Source organism: Erysipelothrix amsterdamensis (assembly GCF_940143175.1).
GTDB lineage: Bacteria > Bacillota_I > Bacilli_A > Erysipelotrichales > Erysipelotrichaceae > Erysipelothrix > Erysipelothrix amsterdamensis.
Genome location: NZ_OW659496.1, coordinates 1,520,236 through 1,533,356 on the forward strand (window position 1 = coordinate 1,520,236; position 13,121 = coordinate 1,533,356).

At 38.1% G+C, this 13,121-nt stretch carries 11 protein-coding genes; 5 read left to right on the forward strand and 6 right to left on the reverse strand.

Annotated elements, in window-relative coordinates:
* Positions 1-64: 64 nt before the first annotated feature.
* Positions 65-823 carry a tyrosine-protein phosphatase gene (locus tag NMG63_RS07340; RefSeq protein WP_254006840.1) on the reverse strand — a complete coding sequence of 253 codons (759 nt, stop codon included), beginning with the start codon at positions 821-823 and terminating at the stop codon, positions 65-67.
* A gap of 195 nt (positions 824-1,018) precedes the next feature.
* On the opposite strand from NMG63_RS07340, the gene NMG63_RS07345 reads away from it, so the two are divergent.
* Positions 1,019-1,957 carry an IS30-like element ISErh4 family transposase gene (locus NMG63_RS07345; protein WP_254006521.1) on the forward strand — a complete coding sequence of 313 codons (939 nt, stop codon included), beginning with the start codon at positions 1,019-1,021 and terminating at the stop codon, positions 1,955-1,957.
* Positions 1,958-1,993: 36 nt separating this feature from the next.
* Here NMG63_RS07345 and NMG63_RS07350 read toward each other — a convergent pair whose 3' ends face one another.
* Entirely contained in the window at positions 1,994-2,440 is a 447-nt protein-coding gene (locus tag NMG63_RS07350; protein ID WP_254006841.1) for a hemolytic protein, read from the reverse strand.
* 224 nt (positions 2,441-2,664) lie between these two features.
* On the opposite strand from NMG63_RS07350, the gene NMG63_RS07355 reads away from it, so the two are divergent.
* From NMG63_RS07355 to NMG63_RS07365, 3 genes are read left to right on the forward strand one after another with little or no spacing between them, the layout of a single operon-like run.
* The gene (locus NMG63_RS07355; protein WP_254006842.1) at positions 2,665-4,089 is read left to right on the forward strand and encodes an ABC transporter permease; all 1,425 of its coding nucleotides are present in this window, start codon (positions 2,665-2,667) and stop codon (positions 4,087-4,089) included.
* A 10-nt stretch (positions 4,090-4,099) separates the two neighbouring features.
* Positions 4,100-4,792: an ABC transporter ATP-binding protein gene (locus tag NMG63_RS07360; protein WP_254006843.1), complete on the forward strand. Its 693-nt coding sequence runs from the start codon at positions 4,100-4,102 to the stop codon at positions 4,790-4,792.
* Positions 4,785-6,128 (forward strand): PASTA domain-containing protein, encoded by a 1,344-nt coding sequence (locus NMG63_RS07365; protein ID WP_254006844.1) that lies wholly within the window; start codon positions 4,785-4,787, stop codon positions 6,126-6,128. The genes NMG63_RS07360 and NMG63_RS07365 overlap by 8 nt, the downstream gene beginning before the upstream one ends.
* Before the next feature lie 40 nt (positions 6,129-6,168).
* On the opposite strand, the gene ppdK is transcribed toward NMG63_RS07365, so the two are convergent.
* Complete coding sequence (gene ppdK / locus NMG63_RS07370) at positions 6,169-8,763, reverse strand: pyruvate, phosphate dikinase (protein ID WP_254006845.1); 2,595 nt, start codon at positions 8,761-8,763, stop codon at positions 6,169-6,171.
* A gap of 179 nt (positions 8,764-8,942) precedes the next feature.
* Here ppdK and NMG63_RS07375 point away from each other — a divergent pair, with 179 nt between their 5' ends.
* Positions 8,943-9,389 (forward strand): hypothetical protein, encoded by a 447-nt coding sequence (locus NMG63_RS07375; protein WP_254006846.1) that lies wholly within the window; start codon positions 8,943-8,945, stop codon positions 9,387-9,389.
* Between the two features lie 32 nt (positions 9,390-9,421).
* Here the strand turns inward: NMG63_RS07375 and galE are convergent, their stop codons facing one another.
* The 3 genes from galE to NMG63_RS07390 form a co-directional block, all read right to left on the reverse strand.
* On the reverse strand, positions 9,422-10,435 hold the full coding sequence (gene galE, locus NMG63_RS07380; protein ID WP_254006847.1) for a UDP-glucose 4-epimerase GalE: 1,014 nt from the start codon (positions 10,433-10,435) through the stop codon (positions 9,422-9,424).
* A gap of 130 nt (positions 10,436-10,565) precedes the next feature.
* The gene (locus NMG63_RS07385; protein ID WP_254006848.1) at positions 10,566-11,324 is read right to left on the reverse strand and encodes a hypothetical protein; all 759 of its coding nucleotides are present in this window, start codon (positions 11,322-11,324) and stop codon (positions 10,566-10,568) included.
* Between the two features lie 19 nt (positions 11,325-11,343).
* The gene (locus tag NMG63_RS07390) at positions 11,344-13,116 is read right to left on the reverse strand and encodes a MucBP domain-containing protein (protein ID WP_254006849.1); all 1,773 of its coding nucleotides are present in this window, start codon (positions 13,114-13,116) and stop codon (positions 11,344-11,346) included.
* Between the last annotated feature and the right edge of the window lie 5 nt (positions 13,117-13,121).

Consider the following 13,121-nt stretch of genomic DNA (forward strand, 5'->3'; position numbering starts at 1 on the left):
CTTTGTGAAACTTTCGTGAATATTATACCATAATTTATAATAAAACGATTGCCATTGGCAACCGTTAGATTTCAATATAAATTTGTTTAAGTGTTTCCACATCTTCATCTGAAAGTAATAGACCTTTAGATACATAGGTTTCAAAGTCTCCGTAGATTTCTTGAATCGCATCCCATGCTTCTTTGAGATAGTTTGTATCAACCGTCATGTATCCCCGAATATTATCTACTTGATCATCCGTTAGATTTTCTTTAACCTTAAATCCCGCCAATTCTTTTTCAACAAGTTCATGAGTCATCGTATTGGTTTCAAGGTAATCCGCTAAGATTGCTTCATCACTCGCACCCAATATTTTAAGAATTTGAGCCGCCGCAAAACCTGTTCGGTCCTTACCTGCCGTACAGTGAAAATAGAGAGATCCCTCTTTATTATTAAGGAGATATTTAAAAAATGTACGATACTCATCACGAGCGTAGTGACTTTCCACGAACAATCGGTTTAAACCTTTCATGTGTTCCGTAGAAATTTCACGTCGATATTTGAGTGCCATTTTCTCCGGGTCTGCATTTTGTTGTGCTTTGGTCATGATATCAAGATGAACATCTTCAACACCATCAATGACCATATTTGGCTTTTCTTCAATTTCACGATCAGATCGCAAATCAATAACCGTTTTCAAGTGGTATTCATTGATGAGATGTGCAATTGTAGTCTCATCCAAATTATATAAGGGACCCCCTCTTAGAAGTTTATGGTATTTTACGTGGCCTCCCTTTACAGGAATCCCTCCTAAATCTCTAAAATTACGAATTTTATGATGCATATTTAAACCCTCCTTAGCTTTTATTATAAGGGTTTTATGTTTTCAAAGTAACGTTTGGTATCAATCTCTTTATTTTAGATATAAAAAACACCCGATACCGGGTGCTTTCCTAAATTCAAATCTCAACCGCACCACCCAAGGTGCGGTTGTTTTTGTATAATAAAAGGAGCCCACCCGACTAAAAGGAGCTCCCATATGAAGTATAAACAATTAGATAAAAAAATGAAAGACCAAATTGATATTCTATTAAGCATCGGCTATTCTATGCGCAAGGCAGCACGTAAACTCAATATATCTCATTCTACGATTTCTAGATATAAAAATAATGTCTATAAGAAACGAACGATTGATATCCGAGACAAATATTCCCACTTAATCGAATATCTGCATTCTCACTATGATCCTAAAGTTCATTCGGTAGAAGTATGTTTGAGTAACTATAAACGATATCATCCATATAAACCGTGTGTTACATCGCAGCAAGTCTATAACTGGATTAACCAAGGTAAACTTGATATAAAACCAAATAGAATGTGCTATAAACGTCGAAAACGCAAAAAAAGAATTAGTGGAATGATGAATCATTTAAGATGGAACTTGGAAGAGAAAACGGTGCTTCCAATTAGCCTTAGACCTAAATACATTGAGGAACGTAACGAGATTGGTCATCTCGAAATCGACTCTATAATCGGTAAGAAACATGAATCTGCAGCAATTATATCCATTGTAGACCGCTGCTCAAGAATGACCTGGCTTATTAAAGCAGAATATCGATATGACTATTACACATCAAACTTAATTCGAAAATTTATTGAAGAGAATAATATAACAACCAAATCAATAACAGTAGATAACGGACTTGAATTTAAAACACTAGGAATTACAGCCAAGCGGTTGGGTGTGAAACTATATAAGTGTGATCCATACTGTTCTTTTCAACGTGGAACCAATGAACGAGCGAATGCAATCGTTAGAAGGTTTATACCAAAAGGAAAATCAATGTATGATATAGCGCAACAATATCTTGATGATATTTGCTTCAAAATTAACTCAATGCCGCGAAAAATATTTGACTTCAAAACGGCCTATGAGATAGACTTTAATAAAAGTAAAAGTGGTGCGGTTGAGATTTGATAAAAGAAAAACACCCGATACCGGGTGCTTTTTATATTATTTTCCTGAACAGCTGAATGAACCTTCTGATTCAAGAACTGCTTTAACAGCATCAACGCTTAAGTCTTCTTGATCAAGAATAATTTTTTGACCAGACTTGTTTAGGTATGAGAAATATTTTTCTAATTGAGTACCTTTAGCAACTGCAAGATCAACAGTTGTTTTAACTGTGATTGCGGTATCGGATTTCTCATATTCAAAGGTAACACCATCCGTTACTTTTGATTCAGCGAATTGCTTATACAAGTCATCATAGGTATTCATTTGAGTTGCTTTATCCATTTGGATTACGGTTTCTTCTTCTAAACCAACAACCTCAGAATTTTTCACATCCAACTTAAGTGTACGTTTAATGCCATCAGCTTCTACTGTACAAACGTTCTTATTTGCGGAACATCCAACAAGTACAAGTGAAAATAATACTGCTACAATTATTTTTTTCATTTCCTTCTCCTTTTAACCGTATAAATCATATCATAGATTTAGTTTTACGGAATGAAATTTTATTAAAAATCAACATAATTTTGAAATGTTTATACACTAATCCACTTCAATTCGTACATAATATAAATATCTTTTCCTCTTGTGTTATTTTTCTTGCTTTACGGTAATGTAAACGCTATTATAAATTCAGGCGTACTATTGCAAGTAGTACAGTAGGAGGTATCATGAATCATTTTAAAAGAGCCTGGTTGAGTGTCTCACGACGCAAAGGGAAATCTTTCATTCTTTTAACCGTTGTATTTATACTCGGTAACTTAATCGCAGGAACGTTTGCTATTAAACAAGGCACATCACGTGTTGAAACAAATCTTAAGGAGAAGCTGGGTTATAATGCAACCATAGCGCTTGACTACGAAGCCTTTGATCGCATTGATTTCGAAACGCTTAAGATTAGCGAATCAACCATTCAAAAATTAGGAAAACTCCCTGAGGTCGCATTTTTTGATTACGCGCTTAAGCATGATATTCAATCGCGTTCTCTAAAATCCTATCAAATGCCTCATGCACGAGATCGTGCAGATACTGAAGAGCCGATTCACTATTTCTCATTTCAAGGTGTCGAATATCTTGACCTTCTCGATACGAAAACCGGGCGGATTGAACTCACGTCAGGCCGTACCTTTACCGATGATGATTTAAAGTCTGATGTCTATCCAGTCATTCTTTCGGATATTGTGATGACTGAAAATAACATTCGTCTTGATGAAGTCATCGATCTTAAAACGATGCTTCCTAATTATGGTGTTAATGAGAGTGAAGCAGCTCAAGACATAAGCTTTAAGATTAAAGTTGTAGGATCGTTTAAACCGGTATCGTTTAGTCAAAAATCCGATAATGAAAACTGGGGTCTTGCCTCCATGTATAACCGAATCTACATTCCTAATCATCGTTTACGAACGCTACGCGCTGAAGAAGCGAAGATTGCGGAAGCACAAGGGATTGATATCCTCGGTAATGACTCAATCTATAATGAAGAAAAATATAACTATAGAGATTCTGTATTTGTGATGGAATCGGAAGCAGATTTAAACGCATTTACACAACAAGCAAAAGAACTTTTGGAGGATGGACTCATGGTTCGCACCTCCCAACAATCGTTTGAAATGATTGCAGCGCCCATGGCAATGTTGAATGTGATGGCAGACTATACCTTAAAGGGTGCAGCCATTACCACAACCATCGTGCTTTCCCTTGTGGTGATTCTCTTTTTAAGAGATCGTAAGCATGAGATGGGTATTTATCTTGCATTAGGAGATCGCCAATGGGGCGTATTAGGGCAAGTAACCTTGGAAGTCCTCATGATTACACTTATGGGTCTAACCTTGTCGTTTGGAACGGGTTTAATGCTTGCGAATAAGGTCTCAGATGTTCTTATTTCGGATTCTTATATGGATGACGTATTTATTGACACGGAAAGTTCTTATCTCCCTTCAATTAATATGATTGAAGTCAATGAAGATTATCGCATCGAGCTGTCCCCTTCTTATGTCTTGTCTGTCTATCTCTTGGGTGCAGGTGTTGCGGTTGCTTCAAGCATCCTTCCAATGTTTTATGTTACACGCATGAAACCAAAGAAAATCTTAATGTAGGAGCGCGATCATGAAACTAATAGAAACCAAAAACATTAATTATTTTTATCAAGATGGCGATCAACGTCGCTTCATTTTGCGAGATGTGAATACCAGTTTTGAAGCCGGTACCTTTTATGCCATTTTGGGCCAATCCGGATCTGGAAAAACGACCTTTTTATCCCTACTGAGTGCACTGGATACACCGCGTGAAGGTGCTGTTTACTATAAAGATAAAAACATCTCCGAGATTGGACTTGCCGAGTATCGACGCAACCAAATAGGAATTATCTTTCAAAGCTATAATCTTATTCCTCATTTAACGGCTGTCGAAAATGTACTTGTAGCCATGAACATCACCACCAATCAAATTCCCGAAGAGACAAAAGAAGTTGCATACAATCTTCTTGATTTTATTGGCATTACCCGAAGCAAGGCCGATCGTCTTGTAACCATGCTTTCCGGTGGAGAACAACAACGAGTTGCGATTGCGCGTGCCTTATCAACCAATGTGGATGTAATTCTAGCGGATGAGCCGACTGGTAACTTGGATGAAGAAATGGAAGCTGAAATTATTAATATCTTCCAACATCTTGCCCATGATCACCAGAAATGCGTTATTGTTGTGACGCACTCCCAAGAAATCGCTAAACAAGCCGATAAAATTTTATATCTAAAAAAAGGATCATTGGAAGAAATTAGTAGAGGTGACTTGAATGAGTAATTTTCTTGATCAGTTTAAACCCGGTGTTTATGACCGAAATAAAATACATATAGGAACTGAAAAATCTGAAAAGAAAGTAATGGAAATGGATGACCTTGAATCCACAAGCACCTATCAGGATGAGGAGCGCTTCTATGTGCGTGAAGAAGAAACGGAACTTGATCCCTCCTATAAAGCAAAAAAACAAAAAAAGATGGTTTTTATCGCAATCGGTGTGGTCCTATCACTGCTGCTCATCGGTGGAATTTGGAATAAACAATCTCATACAATGATGCCTGACTTTACAGACAAACAACGTCAAGAAGTCGAGATATGGGCTAAAAAACACAAAGTCGAAGTAGATTTCAAAGATGAATTCAGTTTGGAATACGATGAAAATGTTGTCATCTCACAAGAATTCGAACCCAAAACTAAAATCCGTAAAGGCAGCTTGGTAAGTGTCGTGATTAGTAAGGGACCCGATCTTGAAGAAGTCATTAAGCTCCCTGATTTTGAAAAACTTAATGGAACCGAAATCAATGCATGGATCGAAGACCAAAAAATGCGTTACATCCAAGTCGAAAATGTATTCTCCAAAGATGTCGCAAAGGGTAATTTTATCTCATTTGAAATAAAAGATAAAAATGTAACGAAAGATCATTTCCAACGTAAAAACAAAGCACTCATTAAAATTTCAAAGGGCCCTGAACAATACGAAAAAAACATCATCGTTCCAGACTTTAAAAATCGAACAAAAATGGATCTTGAACTTTGGGCAAAAGAAAAAGAATTTGTAAGTACCTTTACCTATGAAGAACAATTTGATGACAAAATCGAAGCAGGCGGTGTGATCTCACAAAGCGTGAGTGCAGCAGAGAAAGTTGCGAAAAATGATGAACTTACCTTCGTAATTTCAAAAGGGAAAGCCGTACGTGTTCCTGATTATTCCTCTTCTGATCTCAATACTTTCGATACAATCAATTCAATGGGGGCCCAAGTAATTCAAAAACAAATTTACACAATGAATTACCCCTATGGCGCTTTTGTTGAACAAAACACAGAACCAGGAACTATTCTAAACGATGATCCTGATACGATTGTGATTGTTTACTACTCCATTGGCCAACCTTATATTAAAGGTCTTGTAGGCTTGACAGAAGGCGATTTACCAGCTTATTTCTATGAATTTAGTGCTAAAGGCGCACACATCACCTATGATGTGACTCGCGTTGCGGAATGTGGTGAAAAAGGAACGGTCGTACGTGCTTCCAAAAACAACCAATTTGTATCCACAACCGACCATATTAATATCTACATCAGTGATGGTACCAAAGCATGTGCCTCACCCGATGCCTAAACAATACGAAAAACACCTCGTTTAAACGAGGTGTTTTCTTTTAGACAGTTTGCGCTGCACTAATGCGTGCAATAGGGACACGATACGGTGAACAGGATACATAATTAAATCCAGCATCTCTGAAGAATTTAACCGAACGTGGATCACCGCCATGTTCACCACAAATTCCAATCTTTAAGTCTGGTTTTACGCCGCGTGCTTTTGCTATCGCAATTTTAATTAATTGTCCTACACCCTCCTGATCTAAAGATGCGAAGGGATCATTTTGATAAATACCTTTATCATAATAATCTTTTAAGAACGTTCCTGCATCATCACGTGAAAACCCATAAGTCATCTGAGTTAGATCATTGGTTCCAAACGAGAAGAATTCTGCCTCTTCCGCAATCTTATCAGCGAGCAAGCATGCACGCGGAAGCTCAATCATGGTTCCAATACGATAATGAACTTCTACTCCCGACTTCTCAATTAATGCATCCGCAAGGTTTCGAATACGAGTTGCGAGATAATTAAACTCATCGACGTCACCTACAAGTGGAATCATAATTTCTGGATTCACATGGTTACCATTTTGATTGACATTGATTGCAGCTTCAATCAATGCTTGTGTTTGCATAAGCGCAATTTCAGGATAGGTGATTGCAAGACGACAACCACGATGTCCCATCATTGGATTATATTCATGTAACGATCTCATGACCGTCTTAATCTCCGCAACGCCCATGTTCATTGATTCTGCCAATTCCTCAATTTCTTGGGTTGTGGTTGGCATGAACTCGTGTAAGGGTGGATCAAGGTATCGTACGGTAACACTTCGATTTTCCATGACCGTAAAGATTGCTTCGAAATCCTTTCGTTGAATGGGTAAGATTTTCGTTAATGCAGCCTCACGTTGTTTAGGCGTTCGACTTAAGATCATCTCACGCATTGCACGAATACGATCACGTTCAAAGAACATATGTTCAGTACGAATTAAGCCAATTCCTTTCGCACCAAACTCAATTGCAGTTTGCGCATCACTTGGCGTATCCGCATTGGTGTATACATCAATGGGACTCAATGCATCCGCCCATTCAAGGAGGGTTTCAAATTCCTGTGACATGGTTGCTTCTTGTGTTTTAAGTCGACCATGGTAAACACAACCGGTTCCTCCATCAATTGAGATTTCGTCACCGAGTTTATAAACCTTACCATCAATTTCACAGGTATTATCTTCATGCACAATCACATCACTACATCCTACAATACAGGATTTCCCCATCCCACGCGCTACAACCGCAGCATGTGAGGTCATCCCACCACGACTTGTGAGAATTCCCTCAGCTAGATGCATCCCCTCAATATCTTCAGGTGATGTCTCTAAACGAACTAATATAACAGGTTTTCCTTTTTGCGTGTATTTGACTGCCGTAAGCGTATCAAAGACGATCATACCACTTGATGCACCGGGTGATGCCGGTAATCCTTTCGCAATCGGTTCAATTGTTTTTAGGTTTTCGGTATCAAATTGAGGATGGAGTAATCCATCCAAAATGGATACATCAAGATTGTTGATGGCTTCTTGTTTGGTAATAGTTCCTTCATGAACCATATCATAAGCAATTTTCACAGCTGCTTGAGCCGTTCGTTTTCCACTTCGTGTCTGCAACATAAAGAGTTTTCCTTTCTCAATGGTAAACTCCATATCTTGCATATCATGGTAACGCTTTTCAAGTTTTTCTGCGAGTCGCTCAAATTCATGATATGCCTCTGGCATCGTTTCTTTGAGTGTTGAGATGGGTAGCGGTGTGTGTGTTCCCGCAACAACATCTTCTCCTTGAGCATTGTATAAAAATTCACCGTAAAGTTCATGCTCACCGGTTGCCGGATTTCGTGAAAACGCAACACCTGTAGCACACCCATCACCACGATTTCCAAAAACCATTTCTTGAATATTTACCGCAGTTCCCCAATCATCGGGAACATCATGCATTTTACGATAATACTTCGCTCTTGGATTATTCCAACTTCTAAAGACTGCCTCTACAGCATGCACCAATTGAACTTGAGGAGAATCCGGGAAGGGTTCACCCACTTCAATACGATACGTTTCTTTAAGACGTTGAATCAATTCCTTCAAAGCGATAACACTCAAATCATGATCACTGTCAACACCATATTTATGGACCACTAAAGCAACCTCACGATCCATCTTCATCTTTTCAATCCCCATAACCACATCCGCATACATTTGAATTAGACGTCGATACGAGTCATAAGCCATCTTTTCATTATCTTTGGCCAGCGCTTCGACCACTTGATCATTCAAACCGAGATTCAAGACGGTATCCATCATCCCTGGCATAGAAACTCGAGCACCACTTCGAACGGAAACAAGCAATGGTTTCTCTGTTCCCCCAAACGTTTTACCCGTTAACGATTCCAACTTTTTAAGATTTTCAAAAATCTCATCAAGGATGTTTTGCGCGATCGCATGATCTTTTTCATAGTAATGAAGACACGCATCCGTACTGATTACAAATCCTTGAGGTACCGGTAACCCCAAATTCGTCATTTCACAGAGGTTTGCACCCTTACCACCTAGGGTTGGACGCATCGCTGCACTTCCTTCAGAAAACATGTAAACATATTGCATATCGAAAAGCCCTCCTTATACACTTTTCATTATACATTGTCCGTTTTATTTTTTGGGTGCACGCCAACAAGGTAGTACCTACAAATTTTAAATCTCACCGTAATTACACAAGGATAGCAATATCCTTAAAGTAACTGTTATATCTTAGTGATACAATGACTGTAAAGGGGGGCGTGTTTATGAAGCGTTTCATGGTTTTTGTAATCTTACTTATTGCACTTACTGGATGTAATGCGAAAAGCGGTGCTGAGTCGATGCATGATGGAATCCGAACTGTAAGTCATACAGATCTTTGTTTATCCACCATACAAAACGAACTGTCTACAGTTAACGAAGGGTTTTACTTCATACGCGATACCCAGGACAATGCTTATTTTTATATTTACTCGAAAGCACGTAATTTTGAACAGATGAGTATTTCCAACCAAATGATTGATAAGGTACCTCACGTTGTTTTTACTGCTACAACCAAAAATCTTGTCGATCATTATGATGAGCCAAAACTTGATGGATTTATGGCTGTGAATGTGAATGAGCAAGTGGGCCAATTTAAGTTTATGGTAGACGGAAATGAAATTTATCCACAAATTATTACTTCCCGCATTCAACTTGAATCAGCACGTTAAAAAAGAGATCGCATGCGATCTCTTTTTTAAGATTATTGTTCGTATCCGTTAGGATTTGATTTTTGCCAGTTCCATGAATCTTCACACATTTTATGAAGATCACGTTTTGCTTCCCAACCTAACTCTTCACGAGCTTTTTGTGGATCAGCATAACACTCCGCAATGTCACCCGGACGACGTTCTTTAATTTCATAAGGAATTTCATGTCCCACAACATCACTAAATGCTTTTACCATTTCAAGAACCGAATAGCCTTGACCTGTACCAAGATTATAAACGCGGTATTCCGGTGTTTCTGTCATTTTCTTAAGGGCTGCCACATGGCCTAAAGCAATATCAACCACATGAATGTAATCGCGAACACCACTACCATCAACCGTGTCATAGTCATCTCCAAATACAGATAGATGATCTAATTTTCCAACTGCTACTTGAGTAATGTAAGGTACAAGGTTATTTGGAATACCTTTTGGATCTTCACCAATCGTTCCCGATTCATGAGCACCAATTGGATTAAAGTAACGTAAAATTACAACATTCCATGAAGGATCCGCAATATTTAAATCACGCAACATATCCTCTGCCATGAGTTTTGTACTTCCATATGGACTTGTCGTGGAAAGTGGGAATGTTTCATTGATTGGAACCGTTTTAGGTGCTCCATAAACCGTTGCGGATGAACTGAAGATAATATTCTTTACATTATTATCACGCATCACCTCACAAAGTGTAAGTGTACCTGTAATATTATTTTGATAATACTCTAAAGGTTTGGATACACTTTCACCAACTGCTTTTAGAGCTGCGAAATGAATGACAGCATCTACGGATTCTTTTTCAAAGATTGCATTTAAGCTTGGTTTATCAAGAACATTGGTTTCATAAAACGTAACGGTTTTTCCAGTAATTGCTTCAACACGTTTGAGTGCTTCGACACTTGAGTTACTTAAATTATCAACCACAACAACTTCAAATCCTTGGTTTAATAATTCAACACATGTATGACTCCCAATATAACCAGCACCACCTGTAACTAAAACTTTCATACTACCTCCCAAGGCCAATTCTTGGCTTCTTCTAAGTTTATTTTATCAGTTTACAAGATTAATGCAATGTAATAAAAAAACAAGAAATGTTATTTTCTTGCTTTTTTTATTGCGTAAATTTTACTAATGTTTACTGGTATAACTGAGTCATGTCGATGAATGTATCAAAGTTTGGGAATGACATTTCTACTGAATCATTTAACCCAACGACTTCAATCGTAATCAATAATTCCATCGATTCCATTGAATTTTTTTCGGTGACCATAAAACTCAGGTCGATGTTCTCAATCTCTTCCCCAACCTTCACAATTGCTTGACCTTGCTTGAAATCTAAGTCCACATCTTGACCTTGTTCTTCCAACGCATTTTTAAAAGTTTCGGATTGTAAGAAGTCATTTAAGTCAAAGGTATACACCAGTTGATTGTTTTCCGATACAACAGTTGCTTTTTCAAAATTAATATCTACCGGTTCGGATTGCATATCGTTAAGTGGTAGTTCTAAGAACATACCAACTTGTGGAATTTGTTTAAGATCAATCTTCATTTTTTGTTCCATAAAGTCCATATAAACATCAGAACCTTTTTTATAGATGTTCATTGATGCATCTTTTTCATCAGGTACGTTGATTTTGAAAATCAAATCAAAATCAAGGACTGATTCACCTTTCGCATATTGAATTCCCATATTTGCGGATACCGCATCATTAAGCTGTTCGCGTTTTTCTGGTTTCATTTCAAGGGCGAGGTCAATATCTACGGCATTTGCACTCATCAAACGTTCAGAAGCTTCATTGAGCTTTGCTTTTTGTTCATCAGTTGGTTTGTTTGATTTAGAACATCCTGATACCAAAACAAGAACGATCAGTGCAGCAGTAATAATTTTTTTCATAATGAGTTCCCTATTCAGTCTAAGACTGACCTTTTCTATTTTTTTTATTCAATAATGATCCTACACATACTAGGATTCCCGCAATCAGGATCATTGCACCCGTATCATTAGCTTGAACTCCTGTTTGAGGCAATGTTGGGGTTTCAGGCGTTGGAGTTTCAGGTGTAGGTGTGGGTACTGGTTTTTCTGGTGTTGGCGTAGGTACCGGCTTTTCTGGTGTTGGTGTATTATTTTTTGTATAAATATAAGTAACTTTTAAGGTTCCATCAATATACAAGCCTTCCACTTCATCACCCTTCATTTCTTTGAATGTGAATCCATCCACTATTTTTTGAATTGTTTTGTAAGATGTTCCGACATCACCTGTTGTGGTTTCTGAATCCGCAATAACATTACCGTTTTCATCCACATAATGAGCGATAACGGTTCCTTTTTGTGGAATCACAATAGGTGCATCTTTTTCATAAACATATACAACGTTAAGAACGCCATCAATGTAGTTTCCCTTAATTGAATCCCCTTGATTTAACTTAAATGTGTAACCTGGGAATGAAAGCTTCTCAGTATCATAAGCTGTCCCAACGGGTTCTTTCGTAGTTTTCGTTGGTTCTAATGTATTACCATCGGTATCCACATAAGAAACATTAAGCGTTCCTTCAATGATTGGATTTTCAGTTAAGATGGCTTCGCGACCTAAGGCATTTTCGCCTTCGGCTTGTTGGATATCAAAAGGTGTTTTCCAATTTGTTTTTGAAATTGCGGTATTAAAGTCGGGTTGGTAGCGACTGATATCTGTGATTCGTCCTATCAAGACTTCATTGGACGATGCTTCGGTAACGGCAGCTCCGTTCACATCCCACAATTTATAACCATCATGATTTATGCGAACTGTAAGTGTATTATGACTGTCCGCAAATGAGTAAGCTGCTCCTTTAGTATTTGAGAAGATAAACTTACCATTCGCATCGGTTGTGGTTGTCGCAACATCCACATCACCATCTGGGGTGTTTTCCACAAGCGTAATGGATACGCCTTCTTTTAAGCTTGCATCATTCCATACTGGTGTATCCCCATCATCAATGATTTGATGTTTGACCGTTCCACTAATTTCAGGTTGGATCACATAGATGTTTTGATGGTTGGGTGTTGCGGGTTGATTTGCACTGCGGCTATCATTCCAACTCTCCAAAGGCTCATATCCCTCAAGTTGTCCTTGCGTCATATTATTATAATTAAGTTCGATATTGTGATTAAGTGCAATTGCTACGGTTTTATCCGTTACAGCACCAGGAATCAATTTATCCACGCTGAGTTTATACCCTACAAGGGGTTTTGCGTATGAGTAAGCATGGGTTTCAGTATTGAAGTCAAGTTCATCTGTTGCTTCCTCAAAATTTACATAGTCAGTAGTAACGTAGAATTTGAAATCAAATCCATTATCATGCATTTCTTGGATGGTATGATCGTCATCGTGATAATTATTACTGAGATAAAATTTCAAACTTCCTGTTTCAAAGTATTGGATTCCATCATCGGGTGAGACTGTTGTCCACACCATATGATTATCCGCACTTAAAAAATTACGAAGTTGAATGTAATTCTCGCGATACATGCGACGGTTTTCCGCATTGGGATAGATTAAAACCCCACCGTAATCTGACTGAGACTCAACACCAGAAATAACAGCTTTTTGAGCACTGCCTAATGCGTCTATCGGAGTCGGTTGGTTTGTGATTACGAATGTTGTCACGGTTAGAATTAATGCGAGTAAAGATTTATAGATTTTTTTCATAAGAT